This is a genomic window from Pseudosulfitobacter pseudonitzschiae, assembly GCF_002222635.1.
GTDB lineage: Bacteria > Pseudomonadota > Alphaproteobacteria > Rhodobacterales > Rhodobacteraceae > Pseudosulfitobacter > Pseudosulfitobacter pseudonitzschiae_A.
Genome location: NZ_CP022415.1, coordinates 3,543,597 through 3,560,054 on the forward strand (window position 1 = coordinate 3,543,597; position 16,458 = coordinate 3,560,054).

Annotated in this window: 13 protein-coding genes; 11 read left to right on the forward strand and 2 right to left on the reverse strand. The window is 59.4% G+C overall.

Features of this window, described 5'->3' with window-relative positions:
- Positions 1-21: 21 nt before the first annotated feature.
- From SULPSESMR1_RS17455 to SULPSESMR1_RS17500, 10 genes are all read left to right on the forward strand, one after another.
- Entirely contained in the window at positions 22-1,119 is a 1,098-nt protein-coding gene (locus tag SULPSESMR1_RS17455) for an ABC transporter ATP-binding protein (RefSeq protein WP_089422019.1), read from the forward strand.
- On the forward strand, positions 1,119-2,237 hold the full coding sequence (locus SULPSESMR1_RS17460) for a mandelate racemase/muconate lactonizing enzyme family protein (protein ID WP_089422020.1): 1,119 nt from the start codon (positions 1,119-1,121) through the stop codon (positions 2,235-2,237). Before SULPSESMR1_RS17455 ends, SULPSESMR1_RS17460 begins: the two co-directional genes overlap by 1 nt.
- On the forward strand, positions 2,237-2,566 hold the full coding sequence (locus SULPSESMR1_RS17465) for an L-rhamnose mutarotase (RefSeq protein WP_089422021.1): 330 nt from the start codon (positions 2,237-2,239) through the stop codon (positions 2,564-2,566). The genes SULPSESMR1_RS17460 and SULPSESMR1_RS17465 overlap by 1 nt, the downstream gene beginning before the upstream one ends.
- Positions 2,559-3,611 (forward strand): Gfo/Idh/MocA family protein, encoded by a 1,053-nt coding sequence (locus SULPSESMR1_RS17470; RefSeq protein WP_089422022.1) that lies wholly within the window; start codon positions 2,559-2,561, stop codon positions 3,609-3,611. The genes SULPSESMR1_RS17465 and SULPSESMR1_RS17470 overlap by 8 nt, the downstream gene beginning before the upstream one ends.
- Complete coding sequence (locus SULPSESMR1_RS17475; protein ID WP_089422023.1) at positions 3,608-4,060, forward strand: MaoC/PaaZ C-terminal domain-containing protein; 453 nt, start codon at positions 3,608-3,610, stop codon at positions 4,058-4,060. Before SULPSESMR1_RS17470 ends, SULPSESMR1_RS17475 begins: the two co-directional genes overlap by 4 nt.
- Positions 4,057-4,779 carry an SDR family oxidoreductase gene (locus SULPSESMR1_RS17480; RefSeq protein WP_089422024.1) on the forward strand — a complete coding sequence of 241 codons (723 nt, stop codon included), beginning with the start codon at positions 4,057-4,059 and terminating at the stop codon, positions 4,777-4,779. The genes SULPSESMR1_RS17475 and SULPSESMR1_RS17480 overlap by 4 nt, the downstream gene beginning before the upstream one ends.
- Before the next feature lie 10 nt (positions 4,780-4,789).
- A complete protein-coding gene (locus SULPSESMR1_RS17485) occupies positions 4,790-5,635 on the forward strand; it encodes a fumarylacetoacetate hydrolase family protein (protein ID WP_089422025.1) in 846 nt (281 codons plus the stop codon).
- The gene (locus tag SULPSESMR1_RS17490) at positions 5,632-6,900 is read left to right on the forward strand and encodes an L-fuconate dehydratase (RefSeq protein WP_089422026.1); all 1,269 of its coding nucleotides are present in this window, start codon (positions 5,632-5,634) and stop codon (positions 6,898-6,900) included. The genes SULPSESMR1_RS17485 and SULPSESMR1_RS17490 overlap by 4 nt, the downstream gene beginning before the upstream one ends.
- 633 nt (positions 6,901-7,533) lie before the next feature.
- Complete coding sequence (locus SULPSESMR1_RS17495) at positions 7,534-12,327, forward strand: autotransporter outer membrane beta-barrel domain-containing protein (RefSeq protein WP_089422027.1); 4,794 nt, start codon at positions 7,534-7,536, stop codon at positions 12,325-12,327.
- Positions 12,321-12,848: an invasion associated locus B family protein gene (locus SULPSESMR1_RS17500; RefSeq protein ID WP_089422028.1), complete on the forward strand. Its 528-nt coding sequence runs from the start codon at positions 12,321-12,323 to the stop codon at positions 12,846-12,848. Before SULPSESMR1_RS17495 ends, SULPSESMR1_RS17500 begins: the two co-directional genes overlap by 7 nt.
- A 428-nt stretch (positions 12,849-13,276) precedes the next feature.
- Here the strand turns inward: SULPSESMR1_RS17500 and SULPSESMR1_RS17510 are convergent, their stop codons facing one another.
- Complete coding sequence (locus tag SULPSESMR1_RS17510; protein ID WP_089422030.1) at positions 13,277-13,993, reverse strand: response regulator transcription factor; 717 nt, start codon at positions 13,991-13,993, stop codon at positions 13,277-13,279.
- Complete coding sequence (locus SULPSESMR1_RS17515) at positions 13,990-15,168, reverse strand: sensor histidine kinase (protein ID WP_089422031.1); 1,179 nt, start codon at positions 15,166-15,168, stop codon at positions 13,990-13,992. The genes SULPSESMR1_RS17510 and SULPSESMR1_RS17515 overlap by 4 nt, the downstream gene beginning before the upstream one ends.
- A 217-nt stretch (positions 15,169-15,385) precedes the next feature.
- On the opposite strand from SULPSESMR1_RS17515, the gene SULPSESMR1_RS17520 reads away from it, so the two are divergent.
- Positions 15,386-16,411: an ABC transporter substrate-binding protein gene (locus tag SULPSESMR1_RS17520; RefSeq protein ID WP_089422032.1), complete on the forward strand. Its 1,026-nt coding sequence runs from the start codon at positions 15,386-15,388 to the stop codon at positions 16,409-16,411.
- The last annotated feature ends 47 nt before the right edge of the window (positions 16,412-16,458 follow it).

A 16,458-nucleotide genomic window follows, 5' to 3' on the forward strand; every position in this document is an offset into this window, starting at 1 on the left:
TTTTGCGATCAAAGGAACACCATGGCCGATCTGACCCTAAAAGCCCTTGATAAACAATACGGAGCCTTCCATGCGGTGAAGGGTATTGATCTGGTCGTCGAAGACGGAGAATTCGTTGCCCTTGTCGGTCCGTCCGGCTGTGGCAAATCCACGACCCTGCGCATGATCGCGGGGCTCGAGGATATATCGGGTGGAGACATCTGCATTGGGACGCGGGTGGTAAACGACCTGCCACCGCGCAGCCGCAACATCTCGATGGTGTTCCAGTCATACGCTCTTTATCCGCATATGACTGTGGGCGAGAATATGGGGTTTTCGCTGAAGATCGCAGGCAAGGATCAGGCGACGATTAAGGCAGCTGTGGACAAGGCGGCCACCATTCTGGAGATCGAACAACTGCTTGACCGCAGGCCCGCGCAACTGTCTGGCGGCCAGCGTCAGCGGGTGGCCATGGGCCGTGCTATCGTGCGCGACCCCGATGTGTTCCTGTTCGACGAGCCGCTGTCGAACCTTGACGCCAAACTGCGCGGGCAGATGCGCACCGAGATCAAGCGCCTGCATGCCAGACTGGCAGCCACGATTATCTATGTGACGCACGATCAGGTCGAAGCGATGACGTTGGCGGACCGGATTGTCATCATGCGTGACGGGAACATCGAACAGGTCGGCACCCCCGATCAGGTGTTCAACCGTCCGGCTTCGCAGTTCGTGGCGGGCTTTATCGGCTCGCCCCCGATGAACATGGTTGAGGCCCGCGTGACCGGACAAAGCCTGAAGTTTCCGGATGATACGACAATCCCGCTGCCATCGGCTTTTGCCTATCTGGCCGATGGCAGGAAGGTGATTTTTGGTCTGCGACCTGACGATATCTATCCTGACGGTCACGGTATCGACACAAGCGCAGGGCGCGACGTGACGGTGTTGGATCTGATGGTGAACCTGTCAGAGCCTTTGGGCAATGAAACGCTGTTGTTTGCTGGCTTTGGCGGTGCCGAGTGGACCTCGCGCATGCTGAACCCGCGCGAGGTGCGACGGGGCACGCAGTTGTCGTTCCGTCTCGACCTAGCCAAGGCGCATCTGTTTGACGCTGAAACTGGTGACACGCTGAGGGTCGACTGATGGCACGCATTACGCGGGTTGAACTGGCGATGGTGGATCTGGCCCCAAAGGTCAGACGGACCGACGCCATCCAGAGTTTTGTCAGTCAGGAAACCCCGATGGTCACGATCACGGATAGTGACGGGGCCATCGGGCGGGGGTATTCATATACCATTGGCACAGGTGGTTCGTCAGTCATGCGTCTTCTGCGCGACCATCTTGCCCCCCGCCTGATCGGCCGCGAGGCGACCGAGGTCGAGGCGATCTGGCATGATCTTGAAACGCTGACCCACGCCACAACCATCGGCGCGATTACCAGCATATCACTGGCAGCCATCGACACCGCGCTGTGGGATCTGCGCTGCCGCAAGGCCAGTCTGCCCCTGTGGCGGATGGCGGGTGGCGCACGTTCCTCTGCGCACTGTTACACCACCGAAGGCGGCTGGCTGCATCTGGAACCGCAAGCGCTTGTCGACGATGCGCTGGCCGCTAAAGAGGCAGGTTTCACCGGATCAAAGGTCAAAATCGGCAAGCCAACGGCATCCGAAGATGTGGCCCGTATTGCGTCCCTGCGCGACGCGCTTGGCGGCGGATACGAGATTATGACTGACGCCAACCAGAGTTTTTCACGCGACACTGCACGTCGCCGTGCCGAGGCCCTGCGTCCCTATGATCTGGCATGGATAGAAGAGCCGCTGCCTGCGGATGATATTGAGGGGCATATCGATCTGGCCCGCGCCGCCGCCATGCCGATCGCGGTGGGCGAGTCGCTTTATTCGATCCGTCATTTCGCCAGCTATATCGCACGGGATGCGGCCAGTATCATTCAGGTCGATGCGGGCCGGATCGGGGGCATCACCCCTTGGCTGAAGGTTGCCCATATGGCCGAATGTTTTGATATTGCGATCTGTCCGCATTTTCTGATGGAGCTGCACGTCAGTCTGGTCTGCGCCGTGCCGAACGGGCGCTATGTCGAATATATCCCCCAGCTGGACGAGATCACGCAATCGGGGCTGACGATACAGGGCGGCCGCGCACTGGCCCCCGACACAGCAGGCATCGGCATCGACTGGGACGAAGATGCCCTGCGCGACCGTGCCATTGCCGAATTCAACTGCGACATCAGGGAGGGCGCGTAATGGTACGTATGGGGTCTGTCATCGGACTGCGACCGGAAAAGATCGCCGAGTACAAAGCCCTGCACGCCAACGCCTGGCCCGAGGTTCTGGCCACGATTTCGGCCTGCAATATCCGCAACTACGTCATTTATCTGCGCGAGCCGGAAAACCTGCTGTTCGCCAGTTTCGAATACCACGGCGACGACTGGGCGGCGGATCAGGCAAAGATGGCCGCCGACCCCGTGACGCAAAAGTGGTGGGCGGTTTGCATGCCGTGCCAGCGCAAACTGGACACTGCCGCAGAAGCGGACTGGTGGGCCCCGATGGAAGAGGTGTTTTTCCATGACTGATACATTGCCACAAAGCTGGCCCGCCCCTGACACTCCCAGACCCGTTGTGATCTTTGGCGCAGGGTCTATCGTGCGCGATGCCCATCTGCCTGCCTATGCCAAAGGTGGTTACCGTGTTGCGGGCATCTATGATCCCGATCTGTCAAAGGCGCGGGAGCTGGCCGCCGTGCAGGGCTGTGCCGTTTATTCGACGATGGATGAGGCTGCTGCGGTTCCGGATGCGGTGTTTGATCTTGCTACACCGCCTGCGGCCCACGCCGGAGTGCTGGCGGCCCTGCCGCGTGGTTCGGCGGTGTTGGTGCAGAAACCTTTTGGTGCGGATCTGGCAGCAGCGACAGAGGTTCTGAAAGTCTGTCGTGACCGTGATCTGACCGCCGCAGTCAACTTCCAGCTTCGGTTCGCGCCCATGATGATCGCGCTGAAGGCCGCTATTGATCGGGGTGATTTGGGGCAGATTGTCGATATAGAGATGCACGGCGTTCTCGACACACCTTGGGAACTCTGGTCATTCCTTGACGGGCTGCCGCGCATCGAAATCACGATGCATTCGATCCACTACCTTGACCTGATCCGCCACCTTGTCGGGGCGCCGCGCGGCGTCCATGCTTGTTCGCTGGGGCACCCGTCGCACAAGGTGGCCCAGACACGGACATCGGCGATACTGGATTACGGCCCGGACCTGCGCTGCACCCTGTCGATAAACCACGATTGGGTCTTTGGCCCCGACCACCAGGTCTGCGAACTGCGGGTGGCGGGAACAAAAGGGGCTGCGTTTGCGCAACTGGGCGTGAACCTGAATTATCCGAAGGGTGCGCCGGACATCCTGCGAATCTGCCGTAAAGGTGAAGACTGGTGCGATGTGCCGCTGTCAGGCGCGTGGTTTCCCGACGCTTTTGTCGGGCGGATGCACAACCTTCAACGCGCCGCCGCAGGGTCGGAACCACTTGTTTCTGATGCCGGCGACAGCTGGAAAACCATGGCGCTGGTCGAGGCCTGCTATGCCTCTGCCCGCCAGCCTGCCACACCAATCGAGGACCTGACATGACAGAACGCCCCCGCCATTTTGAAGATATCGAGATCGGAGAGACACGCACCACCTATGGCCGCACGATCACCGAAACGGATTTTGTCGTACATGCCGGTCATACAGGCGATTATTTCCCGCACCATATGGATGCGGAGTTTATGGCCAAAAGCGAATTCGGCGCGCGGATTGCCCATGGCACGCTGGTTTTTGCCGTCGGCATCGGGCTGACCGCGACCGAAATCAACCCACTTTCGTTTTCTTACGGCTACGACCGTTTGCGCTTTGTCCGTCCGGTCCTGATCGGGGACACGATTCGCACACGGATCACAGCTGCCCGCAAGGAAGATGACCCCAAGCGCCCACAGATGGGGCGGCTGTTTGAAACCGTCGAGGTTGTCAACCAGCGTGAAGAGGTCGTGTTGGCCTGCGAGCATATTTACATCGTCGAAAAGAGGAAACCTGCATGATGGATTTGTCGGGGCAGGTCGTGCTTATCACGGCGGCAGCGCAGGGAATTGGACGTGCCAGTGCGCTGGCCTTCTCACAAGCTGGTGCCACGGTTCACGCGACCGACATCAATGCCAGCGGGCTGGCAGGGCTGGAGGGGTGCACCACCCATGCCCTTGATGTGCTGGATGGTCCTGCGGTGCAATCGCTGTGCGACCGGATCGGGCGGATCAACGTACTGTTCAACTGCGCGGGTGTGGTCCATGGCGGCAGTATTCTGGACATGCCGGAAGGCGATCTGGACTTTGCTTTTGACCTGAACGTCAAAGCGATGGTGCGGACAATTCGTGCCGTTCTGCCACAGATGCTGGACCGGCGTCAGGGCTGCATCATCAACATGAGTTCGGTGGCGTCCAGCATCAAGGGTGTACCGAACCGCTTTGCCTATTCCGCGACCAAGGCGGCAGTGCTGGGGCTGACCAAGTCGGTCGCGGCGGACTACGTCGGGCAGGGCGTGCGCTGCAATGCGATCTGTCCGGGCACAGTACAGTCGCCATCCCTTGATCAGCGTCTGGCGGCGACGGGCGACTATGACAAGGCGCGCGCCGATTTCGTTGCACGTCAGCCTATGGGGCGCATCGGAGAAGCCGAAGAGATTGCCGATCTGGCCGTCTATCTGGCGGCAGCAACCTATTCCACCGGTCAGGCCGTCTGCATTGACGGCGGCTGGACAATCTAAAGGACACCTTATGAAACTTCTACGTTTTGGCGCGAACGGTGCCGAAAAACCCGGCCTGCTGCACATTGACGGTACCATTCGTGATTTGTCGGGTGTCGTTCCCGATCTGGCGGGTGCCGTGCTGCATCCCGAAGGGCTGGCCAAAATCGCAGCCACCGATGCTGGCAGTCTGCCGTTGGTAGATACCGGTGCACGCCTTGGACCCTGCGTTGCGGGCACGGGAAAATTTATCTGTATCGGTCTGAATTACGCCGACCATGCTGCCGAATCCGGTTTGGATGTGCCGCCCGAGCCGGTGATTTTCATGAAGGCCACGTCGGCCATCTGCGGGCCGAACGATCCCATCATTATCCCGCGCGACAGCGAAAAGACCGATTGGGAGGTCGAACTGGCCGTGATTATCGGCAAGCCTGCCAAATATGTCTCTGAAGCGCAGGCGATGGATCACGTTGCGGGCTATGCTGTCACCAACGACGTCAGCGAACGTGCGTTCCAGACGGAACGTGCGGGACAGTGGACCAAGGGCAAGAGTTGCGACAATTTCGGGCAAATCGGCCCTTGGCTGGTGACAAAGGACGAGATCCCCGATCCCCAGAACTTGCCGATGTGGCTGACGGTCAACGGCGAAAAGATGCAAGACGGGTCGACCAGGACAATGGTTTACGGTGTTGCCCATGTTGTCAGCTACCTGTCGCAATTCATGACCCTTCACGCGGGTGATGTGATCTCGACTGGCACCCCGCCGGGGGTGGGGCTGGGCATGAAACCGCCGCGCTATTTGAAGGCCGGTGACGTGGTTGAATTGGGCATCGAAGGCCTTGGTCGGCAGCGGCAGGATGTGGTGGCCGACCAATGACCAAAATCACCGGTGCACGCAGCCTTGATCTGCGGTTTCCGTCCGAAGGTGCGCTTGACGGGTCCGACGCGATGAACCGCGATCCGGTTTATTCGGCGGCCTATGTCATTCTGGAAACCGATGGCGATCACGAAGGGCACGGGCTGACGTTTACCATCGGGCGCGGCAACGAACTGTGCGTGGCGGCCATCGATGCGCTGGCCCCGCGACTGGTGGGGCTGGACCTTGTCGACATTATTGCCGATCCGGCCGCATTCTGGCGCCATCTGACCGGCGACAGCCAGTTGCGCTGGGTCGGGCCGGAAAAAGGCGTGATCCATCTGGCGACGGGCGCATTGGTCAATGCGGTCTGGGATCTGTTGGCGCGCGAGGCGGGCAAGCCGGTTTGGCGGCTTGTCGCGGAAATGCCCGCGGAAGATATCCTGAAGATTGTCGATTTCCGCTATCTGACCGATGTCCTGACGCCGCAGGAGGCATTGGCGATCCTGAAACGTGCGGAAACGGGCAAGGCCGAGCGGATCGCGCAACTCGAGGCGGAAGGCTATCCTTGCTATACGACGTCTGCGGGCTGGCTTGGTTATTCCGACGACAAGTTGCGGCGGCTTTGCCGCGCGGCGAAAGACGCGGGTTTCAGTCATGTCAAGATGAAGGTCGGGCAGGACATCGACGACGACATCCGCCGCCTGACCATCGCGCGCGAAGAATTGGGACCAGACATCCGTCTGATGATTGATGCCAACCAGATGTGGGAGGTCGATCAGGCCATCGACTGGGTTGGCAAGCTTGCTTTTGTATCGCCCTATTTCATCGAAGAGCCGACCAGCCCTGACGATATTCTGGGTCACAAGGCGATCCGCGACGCGGTGCATCCAGTCAAGGTGGCCACCGGCGAGATGTGTCAGAACCGGATCATGTTCAAACAGTTCATTGCCAGCGGTGCCATCGATATTGTCCAGATTGACGCCTGCCGTCTGGGTGGCTTGAACGAGGTTCTTGCGGTTCTTCTGGTCGCGGCGAAATACAACCTGCCAGTCTGGCCCCATGCCGGTGGCGTTGGCTTGTGCGAATATGTCCAACACCTGTCGATGATCGACTTCGCAGCTGTATCGGGCGTTATGGAAGGACGGGTCATAGAATTTGTGGATCACTTGCACGAGCATTTTGTTGACCCTTGTGTGGTCAAAGGCGGGCGCTATCTCGCTCCGCGGCAATCGGGGTTCTCGATTGAAATCCGCGACGAGACGCTTGATCGAAACCGTGTCTAACCTGCTGTTTTTGCCATCACTCGGTTGCTTTCAACTGCTGAACTGTCAGGTAATCCGGTTTGATACCGGGCAAATGTGGCCGCGCCGAAATCCGGTGCCGTGAAGACCCGTTTTCGCCCGCCCGTTCCTTGGGACGGGCGGAGATTTTGATTGCAAACGTCAGTCGAACCTGAATCGCCGGCTAATCCCGCTGTTTATAAACGCTCGGATCGTGTCACGGGGCCGCTTGGCAATAACTGAACCAAAAATTACACCATGTCCGTGGACGCTATCGGGCTGCAACGCGACAGTCCTGCGGCGGCTTATGAACCATTTGTCTCCGATTATGTGAACTCGAGAGAGTCTGCGGGGCGTGCCGCTACCCGTCAGAGTCCGGTGGTGATGTTTCTGCAATCTGGTCGTTTCATTGTTGAATTTTAAACAAGGTCCAAACTGCACTTGTTGCCATTGCGTCACATTCTTGCCGCAATCTATGAACAAGTGTGGACCCCAGTCAGTTAATACGACTAAGATTTTTTTAAGTAAGATCATGGACATCCAAGAATTTAAACGGGTCAATAGCCGCTTCAAACGGCTTTGAACCCGAACTCACGGTCGTGAAACGGCCACAATTTATGAGAAAGAAAAATCTTTATGCAAACCATCCGTCAGATCGGCATACGCCAACGCAGCATCCGGCCCCGTTTCGGTCGGGCGGCTGTTCTTGCCTTTGTTCTGGCAACTGGGGGCATACTTTCGATGCCCGCCACTGCGATCGCACAGGATTCGACATGGGATACGGTCGCAGACAACGATCAGGTGGATGGCGGCACAGGCGTCTGGGATGGCACAACCGCAAACTGGACCAATGATGCAGGTGATACCAACCGCACATGGAACACTGCCGACAACGCATATTTTGATGGAACCGGCGGCGATGTGACCGTTTCGGGCCAGCAGGAAACCAGATATATCACTTTTCAGACAGACGGTTACACGATAACCGGCGACGCGCTGACTTTCAGCCCGATTAGCGGTACCGGTGTCACCGTGGCGACAGGCACGGCCACAATCGCCAGCGACATCACATCGACCACCGGCTTTAACAAGGCCGGAAACGGAACACTGGTGCTGAGCGGGTCAAATTCGTTGGCTGGAACGCTGAACGTTTCCCGCGGCAATCTTGTTGCGACAAACGCCAATGCACTTTCCGACGTGACCAACTTCACGATGCAAAGCACCAACAGCGCGCTGAACGTCGATCTGGGCGGCGGTACCTTGTCGGTTACCAATTTGAACGTCAACTCGCCGGGCAGCAGCAGTCTGAACAATGGCATCCTGTCGGTTTCAGGCCTTGCGCAGTTGGGATACAGCACGATCAATGCGGTGCTGGACGGTGCCGGAGAGTTTCGCAAATTGCTGTCCTACACCACAACGCTGAACGGGGTGAACACGCTGACCGGTGCGGTGAATGTCAACCAGGGTCAACTGGTGATCGGCGCGACCGGCAGCATTCTGAACACATCAGGAACCACAATCGCCGCGGGTGGCACGCTGAATGTCAACGGTGCAGGCGGCAACGCGATCAGCGATACCGGCACAATCGACAACAGCGGCAATTTCATCCTGACCGGCAGCGATGAAACCGTGGGGTCGATCTTTGGCAGCGGCAATATCAACCTGAACGGCAACACCCTGACAACTGGCAATGCGTCGGATGCGGCGATTTCGGGTGTCATCTCGGGGACAGGCGAGTTGGTCAAACAGGGCTCGGGAGTGCTGACCCTGTCGGGAACCAATACCTATTCGGGCGGTACTGCGATCAACAACGGTACCGTTACAACCGACAATGTTTCCGCACTGGGCACAGGAACCGTTGCCGTCAATGGTGGCAGTCTGAATCTTGCGTCCGACCTGTCGACAGGCACGCTGACGGGGACGGGGGATGTCACCAATGGCGGTCACCTTCTTACAGTCGGCGGCAACAACGTGTCTGGCACCTATGCGGGTGTTATGTCGGGTGACGGCGGGTTGACCAAGAACGGCACGGGCACACAAACTCTGTCGGGGGTCAACACCTACACTGGTGATACGACAATCACTGCGGGCGTTTTGCACGTCGCAACCGGTGGCAGGGCGGGGGCCACATCGGGCAGAATATCGGTGGCATCCGGCGGTGCGCTTGAGCTGGGTGGCAGCGTCATTGTGACCAACCCGATGACAATATCCGGCAACGGAAGCGGATCTGGCGCGATTGTGTCGGCGGCGGGTAATAACAGCGTGGACGGCCAGATCACGCTGGCAAACGCAGCGACGATTGGTGCAGCGGGCGGTGCAATACTGAACGTCGGGGGCGGCATTGCTGGCACAGGACAGGATCTGACATTTGCAGGCGGGGGAAGCGTTCTGGTCACGGGGGCGATCACGACGGGAACCGGAGGCGTGACAAATACGGCGGGCGATCTCTATCTGCGCGGCACAAATACCTACACCGGTGCGACAACCGTAAACGGCGGCAGGGTCATTCTGGGCAATGGCAACGCCATAGCAGACACCGCTGCAATGGTCGTCAATTCGGGAGAGTTGATTGTTGAAACAAACGAGACAATCGGCACCCTTGCCGGATCGGGTCCGGTATCTCTGAACGCCAACAGGCTGACCGTGGCGGGCGTGGGATCGACTGAATTTTCTGGTGCGATGGGCGGCACTGGCGGCCTGAGCAAATCGGGCAGCGGCACGCTGACACTGACAGGTTCTAACGGCTATACCGGACTGACCGATGTCGCCGGCGGCACACTTGCCGTCACAGGGGGGGGTACGCTTGCCAGTAATTTGATACAGCTGAACGGCGGCGCTACGTTTCTGACCGACGGGGGCGCGCTGAACTCTGGAACCATTATGCTGGTGAACGGTGCGGGCACCACAGCGCGCCTAACCGGAGATGAAACGGTTTATGGGATCGCCACTGCGGCGGGCACCATACTGGATCTTGACGGCGGGACGGTCACAATGATCGCCAATCCGACACTTGCAGGGTCGGTGACCGGTACAGGCGGCATCACCGCTTCCGGAACAAGCGCAAACATCACGCTGTCCGGCGCCAATGACTACACCGGCGCGACCACGATCACCGGCGGCGGCATCCTGCGTGTCGACAACGGCGCGGCCATTGTCGATACCGGCGCGGTTGATGTCGTGGCTGGCACGTTTGAACTGCTTGCCAACGAGACAATCGGCACCTTGGCGGGCGCAGGGTCGGTGGCGCTGAACGCCAACACCCTGGCCGTAGCGGGCGCGGGATCGACCGGATTTTCGGGCAGCGTCGGCGGGACAGGTGGCCTGAACAAATCGGGCAGCGGCACGCTGACATTGTCGGGCACCAACGATTACACCGGCACGACCTCCATCAACGGCGGCACCCTGCGCGTCGACAACGGTGTGGCGATTATCGATACCGGCGCGGTTGATGTCGTGGCTGGCACGTTTGAACTGCTTGCCAACGAGACAATCGGCACCTTGGCGGGCGCAGGGTCGGTGGCGCTGAACGCCAACACCCTGACGGTAGCGGGCGCAGGATCGACCGGATTTTCGGGCAGCGCCGGCGGGACAGGTGGCCTGAGCAAATCGGGCAGCGGCACGCTGACATTGTCGGGCACCAACGATTACACCGGCACGACCTCCATCAACGGCGGCACTCTGCGCGTCGACAACGGTGTGGCGATTGCCGATACCGGCGCGGTCGAGGTTTCATCGGGCACGTTTGAACTGCTAGCCGACGAGACAATCGGCACGTTGACAGGTGCAGGGTCGGTGGCGTTGAACACCAATACGCTGACCGTGGCAGGCGCGGGATCGACCGAATTTTCGGGCGGGCTGGGCGGCACTGGCGGCCTGACCAAAGCGGGCAGCGGAAGTTTTCTGTTGTCGGATACCAACAGCTACACAGGGGCGACTTTGGTAAGCCAAGGTACGCTGGTTTTGTCTGGCGGCACCGCTTTGGCTGATACCAGCGCCGTGACGGTGGAACTGGACGCCATTCTACAGCTTCTTGAAAGCGAGCGAGTGGGCAGCCTGACAAACCGTGGTATCGTGAACCTGTCCGCACCAAGCGGCGTGACCGGCACAGTGCTGACCGTATCGGGCAATTACGATGCGGCATCCGATCTGATAATGGATGTGGTTCTTGGGGATGACGCCTCGGCCAGTGACCGTCTGGTGATTGAGGGTGATACCTCGGGTACGACGAACGTTTTTGCAATCAATCAGGGCGGGACAGGGGGCCAGACGACAACAGGCATTCTGCTCGTCGATGTTGGTGGCACTTCGGGTGGCAGCTTTGTGTTGGCCAACGGCGATGTCGTCCTTCCGGGCGGCGAAACCGGATTGTCCGCGGGCACCTATGTTTACGCGCTTCGTCAGGTGGCGGGCGACTGGGTCCTGCAATCGCAGCTGGAACCGACCACAGTGGTGGTCGAGTCACTGTCCGCCGCGTTGGCTGGACAGGTGCAGGCGCAAAGCCTTTCCCGACGGATGGCCGGACGCCAGATGCTGAGCCGTGGCACGGGTTCGAAAAACGGTAACGCCACATTCGCGTGGCGCGACCTAACCCGGAACAGCCCGCTTCCCGGCGCATGGCTCACGGTGCGTGGCGCGCATTTCGACGTGACCCCCCAAGGTTCCAGCACCGGTCTGTCCTACGAACAGGACACATGGCGGCTGCAAACCGGCCTTGACGTGGTGCTGCACGAGGGCGCGGGTGGTGTCTGGTCTGGCGGCGCTAGCGTTTTCTACGGTGGTGGCAATCTCGATGCCACCTCGGCGCTTGGTGCAGGTTCTGTCGCGAGCGATGCGCGGGGCGTCGCTCTGACGGCCACATGGCAGGGAGACACAGGATTTTATGCCGACCTCCAACTGGAATACAGCGCGTTCAATACAGACGTAGCATCGGCCAACGCCGGTTCGCTGGTCACAGGGCTGGATGGCGAGGGGCACATGGCCTCGATCGAGTTCGGGCAGTCGCTGGCATTGCAATCCGGTTTTACGCTGATCCCGCAGGCGCAGCTGAGCTGGGCCGAGGTCAGCATGGACAGCTTTACAACGCCTGCCGGTACAACAATCGACGCCCGTGATTCCGACAGCTTGCAGTTGCGTCTGGGCGTTGCGGCGGAACGGTCGTGGACCACAGATGCGGGGGCCACAGCGCAGATCTATGGTATCGCCAACGTCAGCCACGAATTCCGTGGTGACACACAGGTGTTTGTCGACACAACTGCACTGAACGGCGCGGCCACCGACTGGGCAGCAGAGATCGGAATTGGCGGATCTTACGATTGGGACACTGGTGGAAGCAAATCCTCGGTCTATGGTGAAATCTCGGCATCCCGTTCCGTTTCGGGTGGCGATTTCTCGGGCGTTTCAGGTGGTTTGGGGCTGCGTGTCACATGGTAAACCGCATTTTCACGGTAGCTTTTCTGGCGGGGTCGATTTGTTCTGCCAGCGCGCCCGTCCACGCCCAGACAGCACAAGGCCCTGATCTGGTACAGGAAACCTATCGCGACTGGGTCGTTCGCTGTGCAACGCCGGATGCAGCGCAAGACACGCGGATATGCGAGATGACGCAGGACATCAGTCAGGCTGAAACCGGTCAGCGGCTTCTTGGGCTGGCCCTGCAAGCCACCGAGAGCGGTGCTGAGCTTAGTATTGTCACACCCTTCGGCCTCCGGCTGTCCAACGGTGTAACGCTTGCGGTCGAAGCCGGGCCGGTGGCAAAGATCGCCTTTCGCACCTGTCTGCCCCAAGGCTGTATCGCAAGCACACAGCTTGACGATGCGGCGCTTGCACAGCTTGGCACAAGCGAAGCGGTCGACGTGTTGCTGACGACAGACTCGGGCCAGACCGCAACACTGTCAGTCTCGCTTGGCGGTTTTGTCGGGGCATTCTCACGGCTGGAAAACTTGCGCGAACAGTAAGCCGGTTCCGAAGCAAAAGAGGTATTTCCAAGACTTCATCAATGGTGGGCGGAAAACTGGCATTGCCAAAGGTCTGCTATAGCATCCTGCCCAGAAATTGAATCGCGGGGGAAACCCCGCGTTTCAGATTTGGGAAGAAACCTCTTAGGTAATGCCGCCAATCGTAAATCTTGCATGGTGGGAGTTGGTTGCTGCGTTGGATCACCCGCATATGCTCACACAAGATCTCGCCCCATAACGCGACACATTGCTGTTCCAGCCGATCGTTCAGCACCGCGAAATCGGGAAAACTGGGCATGGGTTGCAGCAGCCGGTGTCTGGCATCCGCAAAAGAGATGATCGATATCTACCCCCTTTGCTGATCCACCGTGCGCGAGCCGTTCTTGGCAGCGCAGCCGGAAAAGCCGGTGCGTCCTGGGTGTTGCACATCACCTGCGTTCGGCCAGCCATTTCTCCAGATCGCGTTGCGCGGCATCAAGAATCTCGATGTTGATCGTGCGCGTGAACAAAGCGCGGTTCAGTGCACGCACACGCTTGTTCAGCGCGAGCTGTTCGTCCAGTTCAGAAACGACTCCTAGTTTTTCATAGAGCGACAACAGCCGGTTTTGCACCGTCCTGAGCGACATGCCTCGTCTTTCCGCAATCAGTTTATCCTGTAGACCCAGCGCCAGATCGACCAGAACGGCGAACTCGCTCTCATCAATGCGCGTGCGCGGCGAGGCTCCGCTTTTCTGAAGGCGGTGGATTTCGCGGTCCAACATGATCTGCCCTTCGATCAGTACAGCGCGAAGCGCCAGTTTAAGCCGCTCGCGCGAGGCCGTCTTCAAGATGTAACCATAGGCGCTATCTTCGGGTACGATCTGTGCGATGCCCCGCAAATAGGCTTCGTCAGCATAATTCGACCAGAACAGGATGCGGGCTTGTGGCCGCTCGGACCAGATTGCGCGCGCCGCTTCGATGCCGTTGCGGCGGTCCATCTGCAGGTCCATCACAATGGCTTCGATTCCGCCCCGTCTGGCCTCTTCCTCACCCGCCTCTCCGTCGGAAGATTGGATGATCTCCGTAACCTCGGGCAGAGCTTCGACCAGCGCATCTTGAAGATAGGCTCCATGAAATTGGTCGTCTTCGACGATAAGCACCTTCATGGCCGGCTAGCCAGCATGACGCGGACGGTGCAGCCGTATTCATTCAGGATATCCAATTCGGCCGAAATGAGGCGTGATCGGGTGCGCATATGCGCAAGACCGGAACTTCTATGTACGCCAGCCGGAATACCGCGACCATCGTCGCTTACCGTCATGACAAGACCGTACTGGGCCAAAGGCTCGATCGTCACCTTGATGCGGCTTGCGCCAGAATGACGCGCGGCATTGTTGATCGCCTCTTGGGCAATGCGGAAAAGGGCAGTGCGTGTTGTCTGGTCCAGCCGGTCGGGCGCGCCGCCGGTGTTGTCGGTGACGTCGATTTCCACGGGGTTGACCCCGACTGCACGTTCAAGATGGACCCGCACCGCATGAGTGAACCCGAACAGTTCAAGCAAGGTCGGCACGGCGGTGTCGATGATTTGCCGCAAGTCGCTGATCATGTCGGTGATCCGCTGGGACAGGGCATTGCGCGGCAGCGGCGTGTCGCCTGTGACCTCGCGCAGAAGGCGGGTCAGGTCGGCCAATGTCTGGTCGTGCAGGTCCATGCCGATGCGCTGGCGTTCTTGTTCAAGCGTTTGGGTCAGTTCAAGCGCGCCGCGCCGCAATCCTTCTTCGCGTTCGCGCGCCTGCTGGCCGACTTGGGTGGCCCGTTGCGCCTGTTCGGCGGTGTGCATGGCATGAAAATAGGGCGACAGAACGTCCGCGATATGTTGGGCGCGCTGCACGGTTTCGGATGTGTAAAGCGCGGGCGTGGCATGCGAGATGTTCAACGTGCCGATGGGTTGGCCCATAACTTTCATTAGCACATGCACGCGCGACCGCAGCGAATGATTAAAGATCGGCTCGGAACAGGCACCTGCAAAGGTCTGGCGGGGATCTTGCATGGCGTCGCTGCACAGCATGAAATCACATTTGCCGGTAATCAGGTCGCGGATGGGCGATCTGTCGACGCGCGTGCGGGCCCGCGACCAGCGTGTCTGGATGCCGACTTCGTAACTGGCCATCCAACCGGGACGGTCATACAGACACAGATCGGCGTGCGAAAATGGAATGACCTCGGCGATTTCATCCGCCACCGCCTCGAGCGCCGAGGCGATGTCAGTGCGTTCTGCCAGATGCGTCGAGATGCGCAGGAATACGTCACCCTTGGCAGGGGCTTGCAGCGCGTTGTTCATTGTTTCCTCCCGTCGCGCGGTGCGCGTCCCCGCAACTTTGGCCTCCAAATGCCCGAAAGGGAACACCCCTAGCCGCAAAGTCGTTGCGGGAAGCCGCAACATCTCTGCGGGGGGATGCCTTTACAGATACGGGACGTTCACCACATCATCCGGTCATCTGCGTCCTTGCCGGACCGGATATCAGCGCAGGATCAATGCGCGATAGGGAGGAACATTTATGACGATTTCAAAAATGCTGCTGGGGGCGGCAAGCCTTGTCTTGGCTACGGGGGCCGCGCAAGCAGAATCCCACATGTCCGAGACATCCGACAAGCGGATCGCGCTTTCGAACAATTATGCGGGTAATTCGTGGCGACAGGCGATGCTGCAAACTTTCAAGGAAACCGGAGAGCAAGCGGTGACCGATGGGGTGGTTGCAGCAGCCGACGCCTATACTACGTCCGAAAATCAGGCGACCGAGCAAGCGGCGCAGATCCAGAACATGATTTTGCAGGGCTATGACGCGATCGTGCTGAACGCCGCGTCGCCCACGGCACTGAACGGCGCTGTGAAGGAGGCATGTGACGCAGGTCTGACAGTGGTAAGCTTTGACGGTATTGTGACCGAACCCTGCGCATGGCGCATTGCAGTGGACTTTGCCGCGATGGGCAAAGAGCAGGTCGACTATCTGGCCACACGCATGCCCGACGGTGGCAATCTGCTGGAAATTCGCGGTTTAGCCGGCGTTTTTGTGGACGACGAGATTTCCAAGGGAATCCACGAAGGCGTAGCAGAGCACGAACAGTTCGAAGTCGTCGGGTCGGTTCATGGCGATTGGGCGCAGGATGTGGCGCAAAAGGCTGTGGCGGGCATTTTGCCATCGCTGCCGCAGGTTGTCGGTGTGGTGACCCAAGGCGGTGACGGCTATGGAGCGGCACAAGCCTTTGCAGCGGCGGGCCGTGACACGCCGCTGATTGTTCTGGGCAACCGTCAGGACGAATTGCAGTGGTGGGCCGATCAACGTGATGCGACCGGCTATGAAACGCTGTCGCTGTCCATCGCACCAGGTGTTGCGTCGCTGGCGTTCTGGGTTGCACAGCAGGTTCTTGCAGGCGAAGACGTGCCTAAGGATCTGACCGTGCCGTTCCTGAAGATCACGCAGGACACACTGGACGACGCGCTGGCCAATACGTCCGAAGGCTCTGTTGCCAACGTGACCTATGAATTGGGAGACGCCAAGCAGGTCATCGCGGACGCCAAGTGATATTTCCTTGGGTCGCCCTTCGGGGCGGCCCGCCCTCATCATTCGAA

Excerpts from the sequence above, each read along its gene's own strand:
- SULPSESMR1_RS17480 (WP_089422024.1), top strand. The coding sequence starts at position 4,057 with ATGATGGATTTGTCGGGGCAGGTCGTGCTTATCACGGCGGCAGCGCAG.
- SULPSESMR1_RS17460 (WP_089422020.1), top strand. The coding sequence starts at position 1,119 with ATGGCACGCATTACGCGGGTTGAACTGGCGATGGTGGATCTGGCCCCA.
- SULPSESMR1_RS17475 (WP_089422023.1), top strand. The coding sequence starts at position 3,608 with ATGACAGAACGCCCCCGCCATTTTGAAGATATCGAGATCGGAGAGACA.
- SULPSESMR1_RS17515 (WP_089422031.1), bottom strand. The coding sequence starts at position 15,168 with ATGAACAACGCGCTGCAAGCCCCTGCCAAGGGTGACGTATTCCTGCGC.
- SULPSESMR1_RS17520 (WP_089422032.1), top strand. The coding sequence starts at position 15,386 with ATGACGATTTCAAAAATGCTGCTGGGGGCGGCAAGCCTTGTCTTGGCT.
- SULPSESMR1_RS17510 (WP_089422030.1), bottom strand. The coding sequence starts at position 13,993 with ATGAAGGTGCTTATCGTCGAAGACGACCAATTTCATGGAGCCTATCTT.
- SULPSESMR1_RS17495 (WP_089422027.1), top strand. The coding sequence starts at position 7,534 with ATGCAAACCATCCGTCAGATCGGCATACGCCAACGCAGCATCCGGCCC.
- SULPSESMR1_RS17490 (WP_089422026.1), top strand. The coding sequence starts at position 5,632 with ATGACCAAAATCACCGGTGCACGCAGCCTTGATCTGCGGTTTCCGTCC.
- SULPSESMR1_RS17470 (WP_089422022.1), top strand. The coding sequence starts at position 2,559 with ATGACTGATACATTGCCACAAAGCTGGCCCGCCCCTGACACTCCCAGA.
- SULPSESMR1_RS17485 (WP_089422025.1), top strand. The coding sequence starts at position 4,790 with ATGAAACTTCTACGTTTTGGCGCGAACGGTGCCGAAAAACCCGGCCTG.
- SULPSESMR1_RS17455 (WP_089422019.1), top strand. The coding sequence starts at position 22 with ATGGCCGATCTGACCCTAAAAGCCCTTGATAAACAATACGGAGCCTTC.
- SULPSESMR1_RS17500 (WP_089422028.1), top strand. The coding sequence starts at position 12,321 with ATGGTAAACCGCATTTTCACGGTAGCTTTTCTGGCGGGGTCGATTTGT.
- SULPSESMR1_RS17465 (WP_089422021.1), top strand. The coding sequence starts at position 2,237 with ATGGTACGTATGGGGTCTGTCATCGGACTGCGACCGGAAAAGATCGCC.